The 24115-nt window shown below is 29.6% G+C and carries 20 protein-coding genes; 16 read left to right on the top strand and 4 right to left on the bottom strand.

The genetic code is table 11. From position 1 onward, the window contains the following. The 14 genes from HGAG_RS04985 to HGAG_RS04920 all read left to right on the top strand — a co-directional run bounded on the left by HGAG_RS04985 (position 1) and on the right by HGAG_RS04920 (position 18805). Positions 1 to 645: an adenylate kinase gene (locus HGAG_RS04985; protein ID WP_019118179.1), complete on the top strand. Its 645-nt coding sequence runs from the start codon at positions 1 to 3 to the stop codon at positions 643 to 645. Positions 646 to 811: 166 nt separating this feature from the next. After that, the gene (gene infA / locus HGAG_RS04980; protein WP_019118178.1) at positions 812 to 1030 is read left to right on the top strand and encodes a translation initiation factor IF-1; all 219 of its coding nucleotides are present in this window, start codon (positions 812 to 814) and stop codon (positions 1028 to 1030) included. A 71-nt stretch (positions 1031 to 1101) separates the two neighbouring features. Next, complete coding sequence (gene rpmJ / locus HGAG_RS04975) at positions 1102 to 1215, top strand: 50S ribosomal protein L36 (protein ID WP_004818043.1); 114 nt, start codon at positions 1102 to 1104, stop codon at positions 1213 to 1215. 11 nt (positions 1216 to 1226) lie between these two features. Then, positions 1227 to 1568 carry a 30S ribosomal protein S13 gene (rpsM, locus tag HGAG_RS04970; protein ID WP_004838123.1) on the top strand — a complete coding sequence of 114 codons (342 nt, stop codon included), beginning with the start codon at positions 1227 to 1229 and terminating at the stop codon, positions 1566 to 1568. Positions 1569 to 1576: 8 nt separating this feature from the next. Beyond that, positions 1577 to 1981 (top strand): 30S ribosomal protein S11, encoded by a 405-nt coding sequence (gene rpsK, locus HGAG_RS04965; RefSeq protein ID WP_004838124.1) that lies wholly within the window; start codon positions 1577 to 1579, stop codon positions 1979 to 1981. A 12-nt stretch (positions 1982 to 1993) separates the two neighbouring features. After that, positions 1994 to 2587 carry a 30S ribosomal protein S4 gene (gene rpsD, locus HGAG_RS04960; RefSeq protein ID WP_004838125.1) on the top strand — a complete coding sequence of 198 codons (594 nt, stop codon included), beginning with the start codon at positions 1994 to 1996 and terminating at the stop codon, positions 2585 to 2587. A gap of 33 nt (positions 2588 to 2620) precedes the next feature. Then, entirely contained in the window at positions 2621 to 3577 is a 957-nt protein-coding gene (locus HGAG_RS04955) for a DNA-directed RNA polymerase subunit alpha (protein ID WP_019118177.1), read from the top strand. 9 nt (positions 3578 to 3586) lie between these two features. Further along, the gene (gene rplQ, locus HGAG_RS04950) at positions 3587 to 3928 is read left to right on the top strand and encodes a 50S ribosomal protein L17 (protein ID WP_004838127.1); all 342 of its coding nucleotides are present in this window, start codon (positions 3587 to 3589) and stop codon (positions 3926 to 3928) included. A gap of 1120 nt (positions 3929 to 5048) precedes the next feature. Continuing rightward, on the top strand, positions 5049 to 6149 hold the full coding sequence (locus tag HGAG_RS04945) for a PP2C family protein-serine/threonine phosphatase (protein ID WP_019118176.1): 1101 nt from the start codon (positions 5049 to 5051) through the stop codon (positions 6147 to 6149). Next, complete coding sequence (gene deoC, locus HGAG_RS04940; protein WP_019118175.1) at positions 6139 to 6780, top strand: deoxyribose-phosphate aldolase; 642 nt, start codon at positions 6139 to 6141, stop codon at positions 6778 to 6780. Before HGAG_RS04945 ends, deoC begins: the two co-directional genes overlap by 11 nt. Next, positions 6781 to 8226 carry an alpha-amylase gene (locus tag HGAG_RS04935; protein ID WP_019118174.1) on the top strand — a complete coding sequence of 482 codons (1446 nt, stop codon included), beginning with the start codon at positions 6781 to 6783 and terminating at the stop codon, positions 8224 to 8226. Positions 8227 to 8231: 5 nt separating this feature from the next. Further along, positions 8232 to 8813, top strand: a complete 582-nt coding sequence (locus HGAG_RS04930) for a ribonuclease H1 domain-containing protein (RefSeq protein WP_019118173.1) — start codon at positions 8232 to 8234, stop codon at positions 8811 to 8813. A 123-nt stretch (positions 8814 to 8936) separates the two neighbouring features. After that, a complete protein-coding gene (locus tag HGAG_RS04925; protein ID WP_019118172.1) occupies positions 8937 to 10163 on the top strand; it encodes a diphosphate--fructose-6-phosphate 1-phosphotransferase in 1227 nt (408 codons plus the stop codon). A gap of 425 nt (positions 10164 to 10588) precedes the next feature. Beyond that, on the top strand, positions 10589 to 18805 hold the full coding sequence (locus HGAG_RS04920; RefSeq protein ID WP_019118171.1) for an InlB B-repeat-containing protein: 8217 nt from the start codon (positions 10589 to 10591) through the stop codon (positions 18803 to 18805). Positions 18806 to 18949: 144 nt separating this feature from the next. Here the strand turns inward: HGAG_RS04920 and HGAG_RS04915 are convergent, their stop codons facing one another. The 3 genes from HGAG_RS04915 to HGAG_RS04905 all read right to left on the bottom strand — a co-directional run bounded on the left by HGAG_RS04915 (position 18950) and on the right by HGAG_RS04905 (position 20655). Next, positions 18950 to 19189, bottom strand: a complete 240-nt coding sequence (locus HGAG_RS04915; protein ID WP_019118170.1) for a hypothetical protein — start codon at positions 19187 to 19189, stop codon at positions 18950 to 18952. Further along, positions 19186 to 19674 (bottom strand): dihydrofolate reductase, encoded by a 489-nt coding sequence (locus HGAG_RS04910; RefSeq protein ID WP_019118169.1) that lies wholly within the window; start codon positions 19672 to 19674, stop codon positions 19186 to 19188. The genes HGAG_RS04915 and HGAG_RS04910 overlap by 4 nt, the downstream gene beginning before the upstream one ends. A gap of 165 nt (positions 19675 to 19839) precedes the next feature. After that, positions 19840 to 20655: an aggregation-promoting factor C-terminal-like domain-containing protein gene (locus HGAG_RS04905; protein WP_019118168.1), complete on the bottom strand. Its 816-nt coding sequence runs from the start codon at positions 20653 to 20655 to the stop codon at positions 19840 to 19842. 237 nt (positions 20656 to 20892) lie between these two features. On the opposite strand from HGAG_RS04905, the gene hydE reads away from it, so the two are divergent. Next, positions 20893 to 21927 carry a [FeFe] hydrogenase H-cluster radical SAM maturase HydE gene (hydE, locus tag HGAG_RS04900; protein ID WP_019118167.1) on the top strand — a complete coding sequence of 345 codons (1035 nt, stop codon included), beginning with the start codon at positions 20893 to 20895 and terminating at the stop codon, positions 21925 to 21927. 18 nt (positions 21928 to 21945) lie between these two features. Here hydE and HGAG_RS04895 read toward each other — a convergent pair whose 3' ends face one another. Continuing rightward, the gene (locus tag HGAG_RS04895) at positions 21946 to 22740 is read right to left on the bottom strand and encodes a histidinol-phosphatase HisJ family protein (RefSeq protein ID WP_019118166.1); all 795 of its coding nucleotides are present in this window, start codon (positions 22738 to 22740) and stop codon (positions 21946 to 21948) included. Positions 22741 to 22882: 142 nt separating this feature from the next. On the opposite strand from HGAG_RS04895, the gene HGAG_RS04890 reads away from it, so the two are divergent. Continuing rightward, positions 22883 to 24115: synaptonemal complex protein 1 (locus tag HGAG_RS04890; protein ID WP_019118165.1), on the top strand; the 1233-nt coding region annotated here is incomplete at its 3' end.

The following is a 24115-nucleotide window of genomic DNA, read 5'->3' as shown; positions in this document are numbered from 1 at the left end:
ATGAATATCATATTGTTAGGCCCTCCAGGAGCCGGAAAAGGAACACAAGCAGAAAAATTAATAAAAGAATTAGATGCAGTTCAAATATCAACAGGTGATATATTTAGAACAAATATAAAAAATAACACACCTTTGGGAGCTAAGGCAAAAGAATATATGAACAAAGGCCAATTAGTTCCAGATGAATTAACAATAGATTTAGTTTGGGATGCCTTAGACAAAGTAGAAGATGGAAAAAGCATACTACTTGATGGATTTCCTAGAAATATTACTCAAGCCGAAGCACTTGATGAAGGAATGCAAAAAAGAGATAATAAGATTGATAAGGTAATAAATATCAATGTGCCTGAAGATGTAATTATTGAAAGAATATCTGGAAGAAGAGTAAATGTGTCAACCGGAAAAGTTTATCATATAAAATTCAACCCACCAAAAATTGAAGGAATTGATGATGAAACAGGAGAAAAATTAATCCAAAGAGAAGATGACACAGAAGCTGCAGTTAAAGAAAGACTTGATGTTTACAACAAACACACATCAGTTTTGATTGATTACTACAACAAAAAAGGTATATTAGTTACTATTGACGGTGCAAAAACTCCTGAAGAAGTTTTTGATCAAATTAAAAAAAGTTTAGAGAAATAAAATAAAAAATATTAACAAATATGCTAAATTTTTCAATGAATTACAAAATCGAAAACGAGATAAAGATAGAGTCTTTCATTAAAGATATCTAGATTATGTCTTGTTGTTAAAAAGAATCAATCAGACATTAATAGATCAAAATAAAAGAAAAGGAGAGATTTTATCGATGTCAAAAAAAGATGCTATAGAAGTAACAGGAGTAGTTAAAGAAGCTCTACCAAATGCAATATTTAAAGTAGAACTAGAAAATGGCCATGAAATACAAGCACATATTTCAGGCAAACTTAGAATGAACTACATTAGAATATTACCAGGAGATACAGTAACAGTAGAATTATCTCCATACGATCTTACTCAAGGCAGAATTACTTGGAGACGCAAATAACAATAAAAAATCTACGATTTTTTCTTGTTATTTTAAATCTAAAAGTGTAGATAAAGAAAGAGAGAACGATAATGAAAGTTAGAGCATCAGTAAAAAAAATGTGTGATAAATGCAAAATTATCAAAAGAAACGGTAAAGTTATGGTAATTTGCGAAAATCCAAAACATAAACAAAGACAAGGTTAAGGAGGTATTAGATGCCAAGAATAGCTGGTATAGACTTACCTAGAGAAAAAAGAGCAGAAATTGGATTGACTTATATTTATGGTATAGGAAAATCTTCAGCGCAAGAAATATTAGAAAAAGCAGGAATCAATCCTGATACAAAAATGAAAGACCTTACAGAAGGAGAACTAGGAAAAATTCGTGAGATATTAGACGACTATACAATCGAAGGTGATTTAAGACGTGAAGTATCTATGAATATTAGAAATCTTAGAGAAATTAATTGCTACAGAGGAATTAGACACAAAAGAGGTTTACCTGTAAGAGGTCAAAATACAAAAAATAACGCAAGAACTAGAAAAGGAAGACATTAGGAGGAGATATGGCAGCAAAGACTAAAAAATCTTCTGCTAAAAGAGGTAGAAGAAGAGTTAAAAAGAATGTCGAAAGAGGACAAGCTCATATCAATTCAACATTCAATAATACAATGGTAACTTTGACAGATGCACAAGGAAATGCCTTATCATGGGCAAGTGCTGGACAATTAGGTTTTAGAGGATCAAGAAAATCAACTCCTTTTGCAGCACAAGAAGCAGCTTTAGAAGCAGCAAAAAAAGCTATGGAATATGGTTTAAAAAGTGTAGAAGTATTTGTTAAAGGACCAGGCTCAGGAAGAGAATCTGCAATCAGAAGCTTACAAGCAGCAGGACTTGAAGTAACAATGATAAAAGACGTAACACCAATTCCTCACAATGGTTGTAGACCACCTAAGAGAAGAAGAGTTTAATAAGGAGAAACTATGGCAGTAAGCAGAGATCCAATATTTAAAAGATGTAGAAGCTTAGGAATCAGCCCAGCATACTTAGGTTACTCAGGAGAATCTAAAAGAACAAACTCTAATCAAAGAAGAAAACTTAGTGAATATGGTATGCAACAAAGGGAAAAACAAAAAGCTAAATTCATCTACGGAGTAAGTGAAAAACAATTTAGAAGTTATTATGAAAAAGCTTCAAAAATGCAAGGACAAACAGGTGAAAACCTAATAATCCTTTGTGAAAGAAGACTTGACAATATAGCATTTAGATCTGGACTTGCTAGAACTAGAAGAGAAGCAAGACAAATCGTAACACATGGACATTTATTAGTAAATGGAAAAAGTGTTGACATCCCATCAATTCTTGTAAACGAAGGAGATGTTATTGAAGTTAAAGAAAAATCTAGATCAAGCCAATTATTTAAAGCTATCAAAGAAACAAACCAATCATTTGGAGTAGTTTCATGGTTAGATTCAGATTTAGAAAACTTAAAGGTAAAAGTTACAAACTTCCCAACAAGAGAAGATATTGATATACCTGTAGAAGAACGTATGATTGTTGAGTTCTATTCTAAATAGAATTAGTTAAATTGTTAGAACTAAGGAGATACAATGATAGAAAAATTAGATACAAAGATTGAAATTTTAGATATAGACGAAGAAACTAATTACGGTAAATTTGTCCTATATCCACTCGAAAGAGGCTATGGTACAACCATAGGAAACAGTATGAGAAGGATGCTTTTATCATCCTTACCTGGTTCTAGCGTCTCAAAGATTCTTATAGACGGGGTACTACACGAATTTTCCACAATTCCTGGAGTTGTAGAAGATGTACCTGAATTAATATTAAATATCAAAGGTATTGATATTAAAAAACATACTAAAGAAGATCTAACACTATTTTTAGATATAGAAGGACCTAAAATTGTTACAGCTAAAGATATAAAAACAGATGCCCAAATCGAAGTGGCAAATCCAGATCATTATCTTGCAACAGTTAATGATAAAGGAAGATTGTTTATTGCCCTTGACGTTACAGATGGTAAAGGATATAGGGTAGCTGAACAAAACAAAAAGGATACCGACCCAATAGGAGCAATAGCTATAGATTCATCATTTACACCAGTAAAAAGCGTAAACTTTACAGTTGAAAATACTAGAGTAGGTGAGTCTACTGATTATGATAAATTAATTCTTGAAGTTTGGACTGATGGAACAATCACTCCACAAGAAGCCTTATCAGAAGGCGCTTCAATTTTGATGGAAGATATAAGATTTTTCAAAGACCTACCAGGTCAACAATTCCCACCAGAAGATGAGGAAGAAGAAATTGAAGAAATCGAAGAAGAAGATAATAATCAAATGGAATTATCAAAAACTATTGAGGAATTAGATCTTTCATTAAGATCATTCAATTGTCTAAAAAGAGCAGGATATAATACTGTTGGTGAGATAATAGAAAAAAGTGAATCTGAGCTAAAGGATATCAAAAACTTCGGTAAAAAATCACTAGAAGAAGTTATTGATAAAATCCACAGTTTAGGACTTAGTTTAAGAGAAGAATAGGAGGATATGATGGCTAATAAAAGAAAGCTTGGTAGAAGAACAGATCATAGAAATGCCCTACTTAGAAATCAAGTTACTTCTTTGTTAGACAATGGTAGAATTACTACTACACTAACAAGAGCAAAAGAAACTCAAAAAATGGCTGATCGTATGATTACATTAGGTAAGAAAAATACACTTCACACAAGAAGACAAGCAGCTCAATATATATACAAACCATCTACAGTTCAAAAATTATTTGGCGAAATTGCACCAAAATATGAAGATAGAAACGGTGGATATACTAGAGTATTAAAATTAGGACCAAGAAGAGGCGATGGTTCCGAAAGAGCAATAATAGAACTTGTATAATAAACTTACTCTATAGCATCTTATGAAAATAAGGTGCTTTTTTTGTGGTAATTTTTAATTTTCAAAATAAAATGAAAAATTATAATTTGATTTTTATTTTTGGATAGTAGTCTTCTATTTTAGAATGAAAATTTTTGTGTATTTTAAATTTAATATAAATATTTTATATAGATTAGCAAATGAAATATAGATTGGCTAATGACATATAGATTCATTATCAACGGATTTAGATAAGTTAATTTACACTTTATTGTAAATAGTATTTTAAGTTTAATAGAAATATTTTATATAGATTAGCAAATGATATATAGATTCATTATCAACGGGTTTAGATAAGTTAATTTATTTTTATTGTAAAGGATATTTTAAATTAATATAAAAATTTTTAATATAGATTGGCTAATGACATATAGATTCATTATCAACGGATTTAGATAAGTTAATTTACACTTTATTGTAAAAAGTATTTTAAGTTTAATATAAATATTTTATATAGATTAGCAAATGATATATAGATTCATTATCAACTGGGTTAGATAGGTTTATTTAGATTTTGTTGTAAATGAAGTTTTAAAGTTTAATTTAGATTTTATTGTAAATGGAGTTTTAAAATTCAGTTTAGATTTTATTGTAAATGGGTTTTAAAATTTAATTTAGATTTTATTGTAAATGGAGTTTTAAAATTCAGTTTAGATTTTATGTGAAGTTTTCAATGCTTTATTGATATTTTTATAGTATTGCTTTTGAATTTTGTTTTTTTGATTTGTATTTTGTATAGAGTTTTATTATCAAATTTGTTTTGTATTTAATGTAGATATTTATAATGAATTTTGTTTTTTTGATTTGTATTTTGTATAGAGTTTTATTATCAAATTTGTTTTGTATTTGATGTAGGTATTTATAATGAATTTTGTTTTGTATTTGAAGTAGTATTTATTATGAATTTAATTTTTGGATTTAGTTTTTAATTTTGTATTTCTTTTTATCGATATTTTCTTTAAATTTTAGTCTTTATTAATAATTTTTATATTAAAAATTTCATTAGTTTACTTAATTAATTGAAAATATATCTTATAAATGTTACCATAAAAAGAGAATAAATGTTTATAAAGAGGTTCTTATGGGTAAGGCGAATATAGAAAAATTTAGGGATGATAATTTCTATGTCTTAAACTCAATGGATGACTGGGTTAGGATACTTGATAAGTATGGTAGGCTTGTTTTTATTAATGAAAAAATGAAACGAGATATTCATCTTGACAGGTCGCTCATTGAGCAAAATATTGATATAGAAAAACTTAGTGAAAAGGCTGATATTTTTAAAAATACTACAATTGAAGAGGAAAAACTCATTAATGGCAAATATTATTCTATTAAATCTTCTCCCCTTTATAATGACAATGAATTTATGGGAATTATTGAAGTTTATAGGGATATAACTAGCGAATCTAGGATGAAAGTTGATCTTTTTAATGCAAATAGAAAGATGCTTGAAGATATTAGATTTGTTAGAAAAATTCAAGCGAGTATTTTGCCCAAAAATAAAACTTATGGGGATATAAAGCTTGAGGGAAGATATATTCCATCAAATGATCTTTCGGGGGATTTGTTTGATATTATTAAGGTTGATGAAAATAGGTATGCCTTTTATATAGCCGATGTTATGGGTCATGGGGTTAAATCTTCTATTATGACCATGTTTGTAAAATTATCTATAAGCGGAATTTTTGAACGACATAGTGATTATTCTCCAGGTCAAGTTTTGAAAAAACTTAGGGAAAAGTTCGTAAAACTTGATATGAATTCATCCCAGTATTTTACAGTTTGGGTTGGAATTTTTGATAGCCTAAATGATAGCCTTACTTTTTCTAATGCTGGACATAATTGCCCACCTCTTCATCTTATTGAAAATAAAAATCGTGTAAATAAACTTGTTGTTTCTGGTAGGATGATTTCTAATATTATTGAGCAAAATATTTACCAAGAAGTTACTATTAAACTTCATCCTAAAGACAGGATTTTATTTTATACTGATGGTGTTATTGAAAGTAAGGATATTGAAAAAAACGAGTATTCTGTTGAAAGATTGATGGAAAATTTAAAAAATAAAAATAATCTTGATTTTATTTTAGAAGATTTGGAAAAATTTACTTGGGGCGAACAAGATGATGATATTAGTCTTGCCCTAATTGATTATAAAGGAGAAAAAAATGAAAATTAATCAATATATTGACCACACTATATTAAAAGCTGATGCAAGAAAAGATGAAGTTAAAAAGATTGTAGAAGAAACTTTAGAATATAATTTTAAATCTATATGTGTAAATTCTTCTTATGTTGCTATGATTAGAGATATGGATAAGGATATTAGAATCACATCTGTTATTGGTTTTCCTTTGGGGGCAATGACTACAAAGGCTAAGGTTTTTGAAACAGAAGATGCCATTAAAGATGGGGCAGATGAAATTGATATGGTAATTAATGTTGGAAGATTAAAAGATAAAGATTATGCTTACGTTTTGGAAGATATAAAAGAAGTTAAAAAAGCTTGTGGAGATAAAATTTTAAAAGTTATTATTGAAACTTGCCTACTTGATGATGAAGAAAAAATTAAAGTGTGCGAACTTTCCAAAGAAGCTGGTGCAGATTTTGTAAAAACTTCTACAGGATTTTCTACGGGTGGAGCTACAAAAGAAGATGTGGCTCTTATGAGAAAAACTGTTGGAGAAGAAATGGGAGTTAAGGCAAGTGGAGGAATCCATACCTATGATGAGGCAATGGAGATGATAAATGCTGGAGCAAGTAGACTTGGTTGTTCAGCATCAATTGCCATCGTTGAAGGGGAAAAATAAATGAGCGATGTTATGATGCAAGCCTTCGAGTGGGACAGTCCCGCTGACGGAGGCTATTATGCTTTTTTGAAGGAAAATGCAAAAAAAATAAAGGATGCTGGAATTGATGCTCTTTGGCTTCCACCAATGTGTAAGGGTGGAGGCGACCAAGATGTTGGATATGGAATTTATGACTTGTGGGATTTGGGAGAATTTGACCAAAAAGGCACAGTTAGGACAAAATATGGAACAAAAAAAGAACTTCTTGAGGCTATTGATGAACTTCACAAAAATAATATAAAAGTTTATGCAGATGTTGTTTTAAATCACAAGGGAAACGCCGATTTTGAAGAAGAATTTATGGCGAGAATGGTAGATCAAAATAACAGAGAAAAAGACGTATCAGAAGATATGAAAATAAAGGCTTGGACAGGTTTTGATTTTCCTGGAAGAGAAGGTAAATATTCTGATTTCATTTGGCATTATTATCATTTTACAGGCGTTGATTATGATTCAAATACCGACACAAAGGCAATATTTAGAGTCCTTGGCGAAGGAAAATATTGGGACGATGGCGTGAGCGATGAAAAAGGAAATTTCGATTACCTTATGAACGCTGACATAGACCATTCCCATCCGGAAGTAAGAGAAGAAATATTTAAATGGGTCGATTGGTTTATGGAAGAAACTGGAGTTGATGGTTTTAGGTATGATGCATTAAAGCACATTTCTGACGAATTTATTTATGATTTATCAAATCATATTATGGAAAAAAAGAAAGACGATTTTTATCTTTTTGGGGAATATTGGCAATATGACGAAGGTCAAATTGATGGATATTTGGACGATACTGATTGGAAAATAGACTTATTTGATGTGCCACTTCATTTTCACTTTGAACAGGCGAGCAAGTCAAACGGAAATTATGATATGAGAAATATTTTTAACAACACAATTGTCAAAAATCATCCCCTCCAAGCAGTAACCTTTGTCGACAATCACGATTCCCAACCAGGTCAGTCATTGGATTCTTGGGTTGAAGATTGGTTTAAAGAAATCGCCTACTCCTTGATTTTATTTAGAAAAGACGGCTATCCTTGTATTTTTGCAGGAGATTATTATGGACTAAAAGGAGAGGTTAAAAAAGATCCATTAAAAGAAATGATAGATAAGATGCTTGATGTGAGAAAAAAATATGCTTTTGGAGACCAAGATGATTATTTTGATAATCCTCAAGTTGTAGGTTGGGTCAGAAGGACAGATTCTGATACATCTTCCCTTGCAGTTTTGATTTCCATAGGAGATATGGCTGAAAAACAAATGTTTGTAGGCGAAGAAGAAGCTGGAAAAACCTATATAGATTTGTCAGGCAACAACAAAAACGAAGTTACAATCGATGAAAATGGAAACGGAATTTTTAATGTTGGACCTGGCTCAGTTTCATATTGGGCAGCAAAGGAAAATTAAAACAAATGAAATATTACGCAGTAAAAAAAGGCAGAAATCCTGGGATATACACATCCTGGGATTTGTGTTTAAAAGAAGTAAAAGGTTACAAGGGAGCAGTTTACAAGTCTTTTAAGAAAAAAGAAGATGCAGAAGATTTTTTGGAAGATAAAAATATTGAAATAAAAGCAGATAAAGATTCAGTAATAGCCTACATTGATGGTTCTTATTCCAAAAAAGATAAAAAATACGGAGTAGGAATAGTCTACATAACAGACGAAAAAATCGAAGAAATTTATAAAGATTTTGATGATGAATTTCATATCCACAGAAATGTTGCAGGAGAAGTAAAGGCAAGTGTAGGAGCAATCAACAAGGCGATTTCTGAAGGCAAAAAAACAATCTATATCCACTACGATTATCAAGGCATAGAATCTTGGGCAAAAGGAGAGTGGAAAAGAAATAACGAACTTACCCAAAGATACTACGAATTTTTCCAAAAAGCAAAAGAAAAAATTGATGTTCATTTTATAAAAGTAAAGGCGCACTCAAACGACAAATACAACGACATGGCAGACGCCTTGGCAAAAAAATCCTTGGGGATATAAGGATAAAATTTATAATAAATTAAGATAGACAGAAAAGTTAAAAAGCTTTTCTGTTTTATTTTTGCCTTAAAATTTCTAAATAAAATGGTACTATATATAAGGATAAAAATTTAAGGGGGATATATGAATTGTTTAATTGGTCAGTCAGGTGGTCCCACCGCTGTTATTAATTCTTCTTTGGCTGGTGCTATCCAAGCTGGGATTGATTTTGATTTTGAAAATGTATTTGTTTCTTTAAATGGAATTGAAGGGCTTTTAAGTGAAAATATTAAAATAGTTGACAAAGATTTGTTTGAAAAAGAAAAGGCGAACGAAAGGCTAAGAAAAAGACCTTCTTCTATTCTTGGTTCTTGTCGTTTTAAATTAAGTGATGATTTGAAAGATTGGCAATATAAAAAAATCTTTGAAAATTTAAAAAAATATGAGATTTCAACTTTTGTATATATTGGTGGAAATGATTCAATGGATACAGTTATGAAACTCAATTCATACATAGAAAAAAATAAGATTGATTGGGTAAATGTGGTTGGTTGCCCAAAAACAATTGATAATGATTTGTGCGAAATGGACCATTCGCCGGGCTTTGCATCTGCATCAAAATTTGTAAATTCTGCCCTAAGACAAATTAGGCTTGATTGCGATATATATCCAATAAAATCAGTTACCTTTGTGGAAATTATGGGAAGAAATGCAGGCTGGCTTACAGCAACTTCTTATCTTGCAAATTATAAAAGAAAAAAAGATATAGTAAATTTAGTCTATCTTCCAGAAGATAAAAAATTATTAGATGATATAGAAAAAGAAATTAAAGAAAAATTCGAAGAAGATAATAATTTGCTAATAGCAGTTTCAGAAGGCTTTATGGACAAAGATGGAAAACTTTTAAATGAAAAACAAAAATCTTTTGATAAAGGCTTCAATCATCCAATAATTGCAGGCATTGGCTTAAAAATTTCAGATTATATTCACGATAAATTAAAAGTAAAAACTCGTTCGGTTGAATTAAATATTGTCCAAAGAACAAGTTTTCTAATTTCAAAAACCGATTCAGATGAGGCTTACCAATTGGGATATTTGACAATAAAATATGGGAAGGAAAAAACAAATCTAGTTCCAATATTAAAAAGAGAAAATTCTAAGGATTACAAAGTAAAATATTTTACAACAAAACCATCAAATATAGCAAATAAAGAGAAAAAAATCCCACAAGAATGGCTAGAATCACGAGAGATTTTAAAAGAAAAAATTACAAATTACACTCTTCCATTAATAAAAGGAGAAATAGACCAAGAATTTACAGATGGAATTTTTGATTATATAAGATTGGAAGATTTTACAAAAAATAATTAAATAAACAGACTGTTGACAAACTAAAAATTTTCCCATTTCGAGCGAACGTAGTGAGTCGAGAAATCTCATGAGATCTCTCCATGCGTTCGTTTCACTCACACTAAAACACGTTTGCTTCGCAAACTTTCTCGTGCTTTCGCACTTAGTTTTAGGGATTATTGTGCCAAATCAAGGCACAATAATCTAGTCGAGATGGTACGTAGCTTAATTTTTATTTTAAAATAAAATATTATATAAATTCATACTTTGTCTACGCTCTGTAAATTTATAAAAATAAATCAGCATAAGGATATTGATTCTTGTGCTGATTTTTTTAGGTAATCTTTTTCGCAAATATGTAAATGTTTTGTAAAAAGACTTTTATTTCATTGATTATTAGTATATAATTGAAGTAATAATATAGTAAAAAAAAGGAGGTATTTTTAGTGAAAAGTAAAAAGAATAAAAAAATTATTTTAACACTATTACTAGCTATTATTTTGCTCGGTACAAATATAGCTTTGGCGTCGTATACAAAACGTGATGACGATAGCGATGATATTTATATCGACAAGATAAATGAATCAATTGTAAAAAAACCTACTGAGCTTGATGAAAGCAAGGATATTGAAGAACAATTAGAAAATCCAAAATATCCTGACATTTACACTTATAGGTGGGATTACAAAATTGGTGTAAAAGAAAATGGTTTAGATAAGGACAAAATAATTTTTCAACCATACATAGCAAGCGTAGGAGAAAATGCAAGCCCAGAAGAAAAGAAAAATGTTGAAAAAACTATAAACTTGCCTGAAATAAAAGGCTACGACAAACCAAATGGCATTGATTCCTATGATGTTACTTATGATTTTGTAAAAAAGAATGCCGAAGATACAAAAAAAGCGAGCTTTTTGTTTTATGGAAATCATGATTATAAATATGAACCAAAAGAAGGAAAAATTAAAGTAAAATATCTTTTCCAAAACTTATATGATCATGAAAAATATGAAGATCCAAAAGATGGAGAAAAACCATTAATCAGAGAATATAAGGCAAAAACTGGAGATAAATTTAAAATTCCAGAATTAAATGAAAAAGATAGTGAAAAGTATGCAAAAGGATTTGAACCAGAACAAAACAATCTTGAGGTAACAGTTCCAGAAAATGCAAGTGAAACTCCATTAATTTATCACTACAATAGAAAAACTTTCCAAGTAGATTTTGATTCTGATGGTGGATCTTATGTACCAAATATGACCTTATATTATGGTCAAACTATTCCATATTTTGATTACAAACCAACAAAAAGTACGTCTATATTTAAAGGATGGAAGTCTAATATAGATTTAGAAACTTCTGATGGCAAAAAAATAGAAAAAGGCGATCTTATAGACATGAAAAATTATCCAGATGGTCTAAAAGAGGCAATGCCAGCAGAAAACATCATCTTTACTGCAGTATGGGATGAAAAACCAAAAGCAGATTATAAGATTCAATTTTGGACTCAAAAAGCTGAATCTGATGGCTATGATTTTATTGGAGCAAAAGTAATAAAAGATGCGAAAACAAACTCTCGCCCAGATTTAGATAAAATGTTACCAGAAGGTTTCAAATTCCCTGAAATAGAAAAAGATCTTACAGAAAAGGGAAAAGAAAAAGAACTTAATAAATATTATGTTAGAAATACAAAAAAAATAAAAGAAGAAAACACAGAAAATGTTAAAAATGATGATGGAACAAGTGAAGTTCTTGTAAAAAAAGTTCATTCTGATAGCTCAACTACCTATAACATTTACTATGATCGTCAAACATATACAATGCTATTTGAAAAATTCTGTATTGATGAACCTGATGCTGGTTTTCCAGCTAAAGAAGCAAAAATGGTACTTCCTGATGGAAGAAAATATGATTCTACAAAAGAAGTGAACAAACCATATAAATTTACAGCAAAATTTGGCGAGAGAATGACAAAATGGCCTAATGATATGTGGCTTATAGAAAAAGGCGGAATTGACTTTGCTCCAAATCATAGTTTTATAGGATGGCAATTAAATTCAGAAAATAATGGAAATTTAGATCAAGGTTTATATCTTGATACTCCACCATACTGGCTAACATCAAAGGATTTTATAGATAAAGATTTTACAGAATTAGATCCAGCGGTAAGACCTGCAACTCACTCAATTTCAACAGGAGAAAAATTACCTGAAAGAACAATTTCTCTTGGACCTTGTGAAAGTGCAGAGTTCCAATTTGCTATCTACTATATGGAATATTTGTTTGAGGGCTTTGACGGCAAGCTCCACTATAATCCAGATATGTCATATACAAAAATTGACACAAATGTTCCATACCCATATCCTTCTCCAGGCATTGTAGGATTTACACCTAAATATGAGTCAATTAATCCTGTTGAAGATGCAGAAAAAGAAGGTTATACGGAAAATCTTTCAAAATTAACTTTTGATGAACTTAAAAATGAATTAGATGAATATGAGAAAGAAAGACCAGAGGATGAAAAGTCCTTCTTTGATCCTATTGGTCAAAATGGAATTAATGGAGTTCCTTTCAAGGATATTGATAAATACCGCTTTGCATTTACTTATGAACGTGAAAAATATACACTATATCTTGATAAAGATCCATCAGATGTAAATGCACATGCTGATTTTTCTGGAAAGACATTTTCAAATGGTAAAGATGCGATTATATCTGATGTATATTATGATATACCTCTTAGAAAATTAAATCTTGATGAAGAATATAAGCTTACTGAAGCTGATAAACCTAAAAATCTTCCTGATAATTATGTATTTAAGGGTTGGGCATTGGATGCTCAAGGTAGCAGGCTCATTAAGGATACTATTAAAGAATCTGAAAAGATTGAATCTCAAATTGCTGAAAAATATAAAGAACTTGAAAAAAATTCAAACGACAAAGAAAAGAAATTTAAAATACAAAATGAAATAAAAGAGTTAAAGTCTAAGCTAGATGATGCTGATGCTAATATGCCTAATTATGATGTTGTCCTTTATGCAAAATGGGGCGAACCTGACAAAAATTATAAGGTAAAATTTGATCCAAATGGTGGAGAGATTGATTCTATTGGGCAAAATGATATTGCAACTCACAAAGATGGCGAAAGAATTAAAATATCAACTGAATTTGGAAAAGTTCCATATAAGCTTCCTGAAAAATTTGAAAATGAAGGCAATGTTCAAGTATTTGATGTAGCAAATAGAATGACAATAAAAGCGCCACCAACACCACAAAGAGATGGTTATGATTTCTTGGGTTGGGAGCTTGTAACTTATAATGAAGATGGAAGTGAAGATACTTCTTATAAAGATAAATATGAAGTACCAAGACTTTATTCTTTTGGAAATGAAATTACATCAGATCTTTATCTTAGAGCAATTTGGGCAAAAAATAGTTTAGTTGATGTAAAAGTATACCATCACTTGCTTGATAAAGATTTTAATGAAGTAAAATTAGTTGATGGCGTAATAAAAAATCAAAGAGTTAAAACAAACACTACAGCTTATGGTGTTATGCAAGGTGAAGAATACATCTTGGCTAATGATGATGAGTTTGATAATAAAAATGTAAATGAAGATACAAAAAATGAATATGAAGCTTATAAAAAAGAAACTGAGAGAAAAAATACTTATTATCAAAACCAAGTTGTTCAAGCTGAAAATGATGACAAAAAATCTGATGATAATCAACAACCAATAAAGTTGGAATTTAAAAATCAATTCCACTTCTACTACAGACCTTATCGTTATAGAAAATATACAGTAAATTATCTACTAGCAAAAGATGGACAAGATAAGTTTGAAGCAGTTGGAAGTCAAGGGGACAAATTTGAAAATGTAATAGAACCTGAAGAAGTTTTGAATGGAAACAGGCACTTTGATTCTGTAAACTATAGAAAAATAAGAGGTTTCAAATTAGTAAGTCCTCCACAAACTCAATTATTCTTTGATATTAACGAAGATACTCACGAATTACTTGGTATTAATGGAGTAAAAACAAAAGATATAAATTTCTATTATAAAGATGTCAGAGTTTTAAAAACAAAAAATCCAAAGACACCAATACCTAAGGGCTATCACAGAGTTACCTTTAAGGCACTTGACAATGGTTCATTTGGAACAGACGAAAATGGCAAGGAAATAAAAGAAATTTATTATGATGTAATAGATGGTTTGAATTTCTCAAATATTCCTGTACCAACAGATGAAGAGAAAAATGGTATAAAAATCACTCCAGCCAAAAATTACAACATTGGTTCATGGAGTGGAAAAAGAGAAGATGGAAAAGAATTAAAAGGTTTACTTGATGAAAATACTCAAATCAAAAAGAGTTATGAATTTGAAATTGACTTTGTAGAAGATAAATATCCAGAAGTAAAACCTATTAAAGTTTTTGAATCATCAAAAGATGATGGCGGAAACTTCATCAATGACTTTATGCCAACAAATGCCCAAATAGAAGAATCTATTAGTGACTTAATGAAACTTGAAAAATATAAAGATTACCAAGTCTTAGAAGAAGATACAATCTATGATAAGGTAAAAGAAAACGAAGATTACAATAATAAGCCAAGTGATGTTAAACCTAATAAAGATTCAATTAAAGTAAGGGTTAATTTCAAAAATGATACTTACAAAGATTTTGATATTCCTGTAGAAATTTACAAAAATATTTATAGGGCATTGGATAGTAAATCTAAACCAAATATAGTTCAAAACGACGAATTTTTGAAAGATTTTGTAAAAGTTGATGTAGTTCCAACAAAGAAGGCTAAAGACAGTCAAATAAAAACTTATTATGTAAATCCAAAAGCTCAAGTAAAAATTCCAGAAAATGATCCAGAAGGAGAAAATGACTGGACATTTGAAAAATGGACTGCTGATTTGGATACATTGGCAGATAAGGATAATTTCCAAATGCCAAATCGTCATATCTTTGAAAAAGAAACTGTGCTTACTGCAAGATATTCAAAAACACCAAAAGATATTGTATATCCACCAAGTGCAGAAATGATTACAACTTATGTAGGAAAATATCCAAGTTTAGAAGAATATGAACAAAAAATAAAAGCTGGAAAAATTGGAAACAGTGGAAAAGTTGCGGAAATTGACTCTTATTATCTAATAAAAGATAAAAAACCAGACGTAGACAAAGAAATTCTAGATCCAGAAAAAGAAATAGAAGATCCAACAGATCCAACAAAGAAAGTTTACAAAAATTACCAAACAATAAAAGTAATCTACAAAACAGGAGAAGTATTCTTAGTTGACGTACCAGTAAGAGTATTAGATACAATCAAAGAAGTACCAGATCCAGATACAATTCCAGGAGAAGACTACAAAGATTACATCCTAGTAACAGTAGATCCAACAGACAAAGCAAAAGATCCAACAAAGAAATACTACAGAGTAAGAAAAAATGTAGAAGTAACAATTCCATCAAAAAATCCAGAAGGAATAGAAGTAACAGGAGAAAACAAAGTAAGTCACAGCTACGAATTTAGTGAATGGAGAGAAAAAGAGGACACCAATCCAAGAAAATGGGAAAAAGGTAAAAAAATCACAGGAAAATTCGAAAAAGACACAGAAATAAAAGCAAAATATAGTCTTAAAGCGTGGCAACAAGAAAAACCAGAGAAAAATATAATACCAAATGATCCAGATAATCCACAAAAAAAACCAAAAGGTTATGTAAGTGTAAAATTCACAAGTGATGAGGGATTAACACTAAGTGGAATTCAAGAATATTTCGTAAAGAAAAACCTTGAAATAACATTGAAAGATATAAAATGGGCACAAATAGAAGAAAAAGTAGGATATAAATTCGATAAATGGGATAAAGAAGAAGATTTAGAAATAAAAGAAGAAGATATAGTTGTAAATGCAACATCAATCCCATTAAAAGATGTAATACCAAAAAAAGATGGCGAAGAACAACCAAAAGGTTACGTAAAAGTAGACTTCAAAACAGACGGAAATGGAACACTAGAAGGAGAAACAACCTACTATGTAAATCCAACCAAAGAAGTAAAACTAAAAGTTCCAGAAACAAAAGCAAAGATAGGCTATCAGTTTAAAGAATGGGACAAAGACGCAACCAAGCCAACAAAATATGAAAAAGATACAACAATCACAGCAAAATTCAAAGTACTAGATGATGTAAGCGAAACACCAATAAAAGATTACGTAAAAGTAATATTCCAAATAAAAGGAGAAGGTGGAAAAATAAAAGAAGGCGAAGTAGAAACCTACTATGTAAATCCAGAAAAGAAAGTCATAGTAACATCGCCAAAGCTAGAAACAGAAATAGGCTATAAATTCAAAGGATGGGATAAAGATACAAGTAAACTAACCCAATATACAGAAAAAGAAACAATAATAACAGGAACATTTGAAAAAATAGCCGACATAATCCCAGAAATTGATGAGGATGGAAAACCAAACGACAAACCAAAAGGCTACGTAGAAGTAATCTTTGAAAAAGGAAAACACGGAGTCTTAGAAGGAATAACAAAATACTACGTTAATCCAACAGCAGGTAAAAAATTAAAAGAAATTAAGCATCCAGAAATCAAAGCAAACAATGGATACGAAAAATACGGATGGGATAAAGACGAAAATACAGAAATAACCAAAAAAATAATCGTCACAGCAAGATATAGCAAAGAACTTACACCATTAGCACAAGAACCAAGTGCAGAAATGATAACAACCTATGTAGGAAAATATCCAGAGCTAAAAGATTACAAAGCTGCAATAAAAGCAGGAGAAATTGGAAAAACTGGAAAATTTGCAGAAATCGAAGCTTATGAAATAGTAGAAGGAAAAGAACCAGACGTAAGCAAAGAAATATTAGATGCAGATACAAAAATAGAAGATCCAGAAGATCCAACAAAGAAAGTTTACAAAAATTACCAAACAATAAAAGTAATCTACAAAACAGGAGAAGTATTCTTAGTTGACGTACCAGTAAAAGTATTAGATACAATCAAAGAAGTACCAGATCCAGATACAAATCCAGGAGAAGACTACAAAGATTACATTCTAATAACAGTAGATCCAACAGACAAAGCAAAAGATCCAACAAAGAAATACTACAGAGTAAGAAAAAATGTAGAAGTAACAATTCCAGCAAATAATCCAGAAGGAATAGAAAAAGCAGGATTAAATGGAGAAGAACATCAATTTGATTTTATAAGATGGGAAGAAAATCTAGATAAAAATCAAAGAAAATGGAATAAGGGCAATAATATTATTGCAAAATTTGAAAAAGACACAGAAATAATAGCGAAATATAGTCTTAAAGCGTGGCAAATAGAAGAAACCAAGAAAAATATTATTCCTGATCCAGAAGAAATACCTGATGGCTATGTAAGCGTAACATTTACGAATGATAATGGTTTGTATTTAGAAGGTACACAAAATTATGCTGTAAAGAAAAATGTAAATGTCAAATTAAGTGATTTGAAATGGCCAAATATTGGAGAACATTTGGGTTATGAATTTGTAAGTTGGGATCAAGAAAAAACTTTAGAAATAAAAGATCAAGATATAGTTGTAAAGGCAAGCTCAAAGGCGATTGATGATGTAATTCCAAATGATGGAAATCATGAAAAGCCAAAAGACTATGTAAAAGTAGATTTTAAAACTGATGGTCATGGAAGTCTAAGTGGACAATTATCATATTTTGTAAATCCTACAAAAGAAGTTACGCTTAATATTCCAGAAGCAAGTCCAAATACTGGATATGAATTTGGAGCGTGGGATCATGATGCAAGTATGCCAAGTGTTTATAGAGTTGATACAACAATTACAGCTTATTTCAACGAACTAAATGATGTAAGTACTGAACCTGTAGAAGGATATGTTGAAGTTTCTTTTGTAACACAAGGCGAAGGTGGCTCAATAATGGATGGACAAATTACAAAATTCTATGTAAATCCAGAAAAAGAAGTTATTCTTCCACCACCAAGTTTAAATGTTGAAATTGGATACCTATTTAATGGTTGGGATTTTGATACAATACAATTTGTTCAATACAAAGAGAATAAAGTAGTTACTGGAACATTTGCTAAACTTCCTGATATAATTCCAGAAGTTGATGGAGATGGTAATATTAATGATAAACCTCATGGATATGTTGAAGTGATTTTTGAAAAAGGAGATCATGGAGATCTTGAAGGAATAACAAAATATTATGTAAATCCAAAAGCTGGAAAAACTTTAGCAGAAATTGCTCATCCAAAAATTGTAGCAAAAACAGATTACAAAGTAAAAGGATGGGATACAGATGATAAGACAGTAATTAATAATAATATAATAGTAACTGCCTTGTATGAAAAAATTGAAAAAGCAGATCCTAAGCCACAAGAACCAACAAATCCACCACAACCATCTAAACCATCAAGCACAGAACCTTCTAAAGAAAAACCAAGTTCTAGCAATGAAAAGGATAAAGATAAAGATGGCAAATTACAAAAAGTAAGTGGAGATGATAAAAAAGGTTCAAATGTTGGAGGTACAAAAATGCCAAAAACAGGAATTGAAAGCAATTTAGGATTCTATTTATCAACAATTGGACTAAGCACAATTGGATTATTTATCCTAAAAAAGAAAAATAAGTAAAATTTTTCCTAACCCTAGCTAAAGCTAGGGTTATTTTTTACAAAAAAATCCAATCTATAAATTTCAATAGGCAATAAGCTTTTGAAAATATAGATTGGATTTTTGTTTTTAAATTATTATTTGTTAATTAGTTAAAAATTAATTTTATAGAAATTCAACTTCTTTTTTATCAGTGATTTTTACAGGGATTCCTACTTGATTTGTTTTGATTTTTTCTTCAAAAGTATTAAAATTATCCCTATATGCCAAAAATCTTTTGAGATTTATCATCGAATCGGTTATATCTATGATTTCACATCCTTGGAAATTTTTTGAATCATTATTGTAATCTTCAATTATTTCAGTGCAATCTGGACAAAGTTTGCTAACAAATATTTCTATCATTTTTTTCTCCTATAAGTTATATAATTAAATTTAAGGTCATTTTCGTAATAATCTTCTGATTTATTTACAATTTCAAAATTTTCGTCTTTATCAAAATTGTGAAGGAAGGTATCAGCGTCTTTTTTTGCATCAATTTTTGTAATAATTGCCTCATCACAAAAATCTAAGAGCAAGTCTACAATTTCTTTTCCGCCGATGACAAAAACTTCTCTATCATTTTTATTCTCTTTTACATATTCCAAAAGATTTTCAATGTCATTAAAAACTAGAGCATCATCAAGTTTTAAATCTTTATTTCTTGTCAAAACTATATTTTCTCTTTTGGGAAGAGCCCCATTCATAGACTTATAAGTTTTTCTTCCCATTATAACTATATTATTTAGGGTAAGGTCTTTGAAATGAGCCAAGTCTTTTTTTAAATGAAAAAGAAGTTTATTATCTTTTCCTATCCCAAAATCTCTATCTACAGCCAAAATTATTTTCATAATTGCTCCTTGTAAATTTATAATCTTCTTTTATTCTATCATTTTTGATAAATAAATTAAATTTTTTAAATTGATATATCAAAAGTGATGGGGAAATGGCAGTAAAAATGTTCACAAAAAAACTTCAAGCAATTAGCTTGAAGTTCTAATTTTTATTATTTAATTTTAGTACCAACCGTTGTTGTTCCAAAATGCTAGGGCGTTATCCCATGAACCGTATCTTTGAGCTACGTATTGGTCTGCAACTCTTTCTTGGTTAGCTGGAGAATAATCTCCGTTTAAGTAGGATGCTGACAATTGATATTTTCCTATATATTGTCCGTTTCTAGCATTGTAAGATCCACCAGATTCTCTTTGAGCTATAATTTGTTTTGCTGATGAATTATTAGCTGTATAATTTTGTGCTGGTGCTTGTGTTTGAGCAGGTGCTTGATAAGATTGAGCTGGTGCTTGGTATGAAGCTTGAGCTTGATAGCTACTTTCTTGACTTTGAACTGGTGCATAATTTTTATTTATAAAATCATTAGAAAGTCCTAGTAAACTATTGTGAATATATCCTTCTTTACCTTCAAAAACTACTTTTACAAATCCATTGTTTGCTGCTGATTTTACTTCAACACTTTCATCTTTTTTAAGAACTTGATAAACTTCTGAATTTAAGTTGTCAGATTTTCTAAAGTTTGCTGGGCTTAAAATTTTAGCTGTTTCTGTAATATTAAACCATTGACCACCAACGTAAGCTTCTTTACCGTTAAATTTGATTTTTAACCAACCATCTGTTGATCCTAGAACTTCATAAGATTTATCATCAGTTATAAGTCCAATTATATTATTTGATTCACTAGCGTCACTTCTTACATTAACAGCATTAGCTTTGCTTGCATCTTTAACTGCAGATGAAGCTTCAGCCTTATTTGATACTGTAAATAATGTTGGTAGTACGATTGCCGCTGCTAGAGCGTATTTTTTAAAATTTGTCATAATGATTACTCCTTTTTTGTGTTTTTTTAATTTATTGTAACTAATTAATAGTTTTTTTATGTTTTTCATTTCTTTTTCGTAACAATAGTTACAAAATAATTACAACTCGTTTTTACAAGCAATATAATATCCAAAGAATGTGTAGAAAATATGTAGAAAAAAATAAATTTTGTTTTCAAGTTTTATAAAAAACTTTTTTTTGTTATAATATAAAAATACGAAAAGGAGTGAATTATAATGGGCTTTGTAAAAGCAGAGAATTTTACTGACCAAGAACTTTTAAATTTTATAAAAGATGAATCATACAACGAATATTTGGCAAAAAAAGCCGACAAGGTAAGACAAGAAATTTATGGCAAAGACGTATATGTAAGAGGTCTAATTGAATTTACAAATTTTTGCAAAAATGATTGTTATTATTGTGGGATTAGAAGATCTAATTCAAGTGTAGAAAGGTACAGACTTTCTTTTGATGAAATTATTACCTGTGCAAAAATTGGTTACAAATTGGGTTATAGAACTTTTGTTCTCCAAGGCGGAGAAGATTTATCTTATAAAGATGAAGATATTTGTAAAATTGTTGAAGAAATTAAAAAAATTCATCCTGATTGTGCTATAACTTTGTCAATCGGGGAAAGGTCAAAAAAATCTTACAAGAAATTTTTTGATGCTGGTGCTGATAGGTTTTTATTAAGAGAAGAAAGTTCAAACAAAGATCATTATTATAAAATCCACCCAAAAGAAATGTCTTTTGAAAATAGGAGAAAGGCTCTTTTTGATTTAAAAGAAATTGGATTTCAAGTTGGGGGAGGTTTTATGGTGGATTCTCCTTATCAAACGGATGAAGATTTGATTTCGGATTTGAGATTTTTGCAAAAATTAAAACCGGATATGATAGGAATAGGCCCTTATTTATCCCAACACGATACTCCATTTAAAAATATGAAAAATGGTTCTTACAAAAAAACTTTAAGACTTATTTCTATTTTAAGATTAATGTTTCCTTATTGTTTGATACCAGCTACAACAGCGCTTGGAACAATAAATCCATTTGGAAGAGAAGAAGGCTTGAAGGCAGGAGCAAATGTCCTAATGCCAAATTTATCTCCAACATCATACAGAGAACTTTATTCCTTATATGATAATAAAATTTGTACGGGCGATGAGGCGGCAGAGTGTAGAAATTGTTTAGAATTAAGAATAAAAAAAGCAGGCTACAAGATAGTAACCCACAGAGGAGATGTGTCTTTTTATAAAAAAATGTATGAATAAAGGCTCTTCGTGAGCCTTTTAAATTTCTATAATTTTTTCTTTTTTATTTTCAAAATAGGAAATGTGGTCAAAGCCCAAATCTTTTAAATGTTTTATTCCATCATTTATTTTATAGGAAATTGTGTCTGGGAAATGGGAATCTGATCCTAAAGTTATAGTTTCTCCTCCTAGATTTTTGTATTTTTCTAAGATTTCATCTTTTGGATTTGCGTAGGACAAATTATTTCTAAATCCTGCTGTATTATATTCGAAAGCTCTATTTGTTTTTATTAATTCTTTTAAAATTTCTTCAATCAAATCTTCATAAAATGAAAAGTCTGGTATTACTGATTTGTCTTGGACATACCTATCAATGTAGTCTATGTGGCCTAAGCTTGAAAAATTTTTACATGATTTTACGCATTCTAGCATATATTCATAATATTTTTTAAAAAAATATTTTGGATTATTTTCTATATTTTTTCTATTTAGCCAAACATCTTTAAATTCTACGGCATGGATTGAGCCTATTACAAAATCAAATGGATTTTCGTCAATAAATTTATCAATTTTATCTGCATTTTCATAAGCCAATCCTATTTCAATTCCTGCCAAAATTTTTATTTGATTTTTATATTTTTCCCTAAGCTTATATATGGTAGAAAAATACTCATCAAGATCAAAGGAAATGTCCCTGTCATTTTGGCAAAAATTATCCAAGTGGTCTGTAAATGCCATTATTTTTATTTTATTTTTTATAGCTGATTTTACATTTTCTTCTGGATTTGTATTTGAATCAAAAGAAAAATGTGAGTGTAAATGTAAGTCTTGCATAATATTCCTTTCTTTTTATTCTTCTTCCTTATATAATAACACAAATATTTTTTTATTTTTATGTTAAATTTTATATTCTACTACAATTTTTTTTGAAAATTTGATATAATCATAAATAGAAGTTAAACAGGAGAGGGGAACAATGAAAAAAAGTAAAAAAATATTATTTTTGGCTTTAAGTATGTCTTTGGCATTTTCGCCAATTAATAACGTGATTTCAAATAAGGCAAATGTTGCTTATGCTGAAGAGATGATGAGTGAAACTCCAGAGGAATTTATACAAAAAGCTAAAGACTTTGTAAATTCAGAAGAATTTAAGCAATATACAAAAGAAGGTCAAGACGCATATAAAAAATTAATTGAAGATTTAAAAGTTGAAAATGTAGAAGAGAAAAAAGAAGAAATTTTAAAATCTATTGATAGTATTAAATTACCTTATATAAAAAAACAATACGAAGATTTGAAAAAAGAAGTTTTCAATTTAAAAGCTGAATCTTTGTCTGATGATTTAAAAAATGAACTTAATTCTTACGAAGAAGCTTATGATAGTTATAAAGATTACGAACAAAAAATAAAAAATCTAAAAACTACTAAATTAAATATAGAAAATTACAACAAGGATTTAAAAAAATTCAAGGACATCTTAAAAGACGGTTTAGAAAAATATAAAAACTTTGGCATTGATTTAAAAGCAGAAAAATTAGTTTTGGATGATGCTAATTCAAATCTAGAAAAAGTAGAAAAAGCCATTGAAAGCTTAAATAAAAAAGTTGATGCTTACAATGCAAAAGTAAAAGAAGAAAATAGACAAAAAAATCTTAAAACCTTAAAAGAAATTATAGATGGAGAAGGAAAAACAAAAAGTGAGTATTTTTATAAAAAATCAGATGAAAGTTTGAAAAATAATTTCAATCAAAGTCTTGATGCTATAAAGAAAGCTTACAGCAAACTTCAAAATAAAGAAGAAGTTAATAATATTGATGATTTGGTAACTTCTTATAATACAGCCTACAACAATCTTAATGGAGATAAGTTTATGGCTGAACACAAAAAACTTATTGATTATTTTGAAAAAAATAAGGGCAAATTATCTTCATCAAATCAAAAAAAATATGATGATTTAATTAAAGGATTACCAGATAAGGCTGATTCTAATTTGGATAGCATAAAAAAATTAAAAGCTGAAATAGAAAAAGCTATAGAAGAAAATCAACAAAAAGGGAAATTAAGTAAAGTATCAAGGAAAGTTGCAGTTAAAAAACAACCTGCCACGAAGAAAAGCCGTTCCTTTGTAAGAACAGGAGTAAAATCTGTAGGAATTGTTCTTGTAGTTTTAATACTTGCAGGAGCTGGATACTTCTTACTATCAAAGAAA

The sequence above is a fragment of the Anaerococcus obesiensis ph10 genome, from assembly GCF_000311745.1.
Lineage (GTDB): Bacteria > Bacillota > Clostridia > Tissierellales > Peptoniphilaceae > Anaerococcus > Anaerococcus vaginalis.
This window is presented reverse-complemented; position numbering and strand designations above follow the sequence as displayed.

What these genes read in the sequence shown, in the direction of transcription:
- HGAG_RS04985 (WP_019118179.1), top strand. Translation starts at nt 1, where the DNA reads ATGAATATCATATTGTTAGGCCCTCCAGGAGCCGGAAAAGGAACACAA.
- infA (WP_019118178.1), top strand. Translation starts at nt 812, where the DNA reads ATGTCAAAAAAAGATGCTATAGAAGTAACAGGAGTAGTTAAAGAAGCT.
- rpmJ (WP_004818043.1), top strand. Translation starts at nt 1,102, where the DNA reads ATGAAAGTTAGAGCATCAGTAAAAAAAATGTGTGATAAATGCAAAATT.
- rpsM (WP_004838123.1), top strand. Translation starts at nt 1,227, where the DNA reads ATGCCAAGAATAGCTGGTATAGACTTACCTAGAGAAAAAAGAGCAGAA.
- rpsK (WP_004838124.1), top strand. Translation starts at nt 1,577, where the DNA reads ATGGCAGCAAAGACTAAAAAATCTTCTGCTAAAAGAGGTAGAAGAAGA.
- rpsD (WP_004838125.1), top strand. Translation starts at nt 1,994, where the DNA reads ATGGCAGTAAGCAGAGATCCAATATTTAAAAGATGTAGAAGCTTAGGA.
- HGAG_RS04955 (WP_019118177.1), top strand. Translation starts at nt 2,621, where the DNA reads ATGATAGAAAAATTAGATACAAAGATTGAAATTTTAGATATAGACGAA.
- rplQ (WP_004838127.1), top strand. Translation starts at nt 3,587, where the DNA reads ATGGCTAATAAAAGAAAGCTTGGTAGAAGAACAGATCATAGAAATGCC.
- HGAG_RS04945 (WP_019118176.1), top strand. Translation starts at nt 5,049, where the DNA reads ATGGGTAAGGCGAATATAGAAAAATTTAGGGATGATAATTTCTATGTC.
- deoC (WP_019118175.1), top strand. Translation starts at nt 6,139, where the DNA reads ATGAAAATTAATCAATATATTGACCACACTATATTAAAAGCTGATGCA.
- HGAG_RS04935 (WP_019118174.1), top strand. Translation starts at nt 6,781, where the DNA reads ATGAGCGATGTTATGATGCAAGCCTTCGAGTGGGACAGTCCCGCTGAC.
- HGAG_RS04930 (WP_019118173.1), top strand. Translation starts at nt 8,232, where the DNA reads ATGAAATATTACGCAGTAAAAAAAGGCAGAAATCCTGGGATATACACA.
- HGAG_RS04925 (WP_019118172.1), top strand. Translation starts at nt 8,937, where the DNA reads ATGAATTGTTTAATTGGTCAGTCAGGTGGTCCCACCGCTGTTATTAAT.
- HGAG_RS04915 (WP_019118170.1), bottom strand. Translation starts at nt 19,189, where the DNA reads ATGATAGAAATATTTGTTAGCAAACTTTGTCCAGATTGCACTGAAATA.
- HGAG_RS04910 (WP_019118169.1), bottom strand. Translation starts at nt 19,674, where the DNA reads ATGAAAATAATTTTGGCTGTAGATAGAGATTTTGGGATAGGAAAAGAT.
- HGAG_RS04905 (WP_019118168.1), bottom strand. Translation starts at nt 20,655, where the DNA reads ATGACAAATTTTAAAAAATACGCTCTAGCAGCGGCAATCGTACTACCA.
- hydE (WP_019118167.1), top strand. Translation starts at nt 20,893, where the DNA reads ATGGGCTTTGTAAAAGCAGAGAATTTTACTGACCAAGAACTTTTAAAT.
- HGAG_RS04895 (WP_019118166.1), bottom strand. Translation starts at nt 22,740, where the DNA reads ATGCAAGACTTACATTTACACTCACATTTTTCTTTTGATTCAAATACA.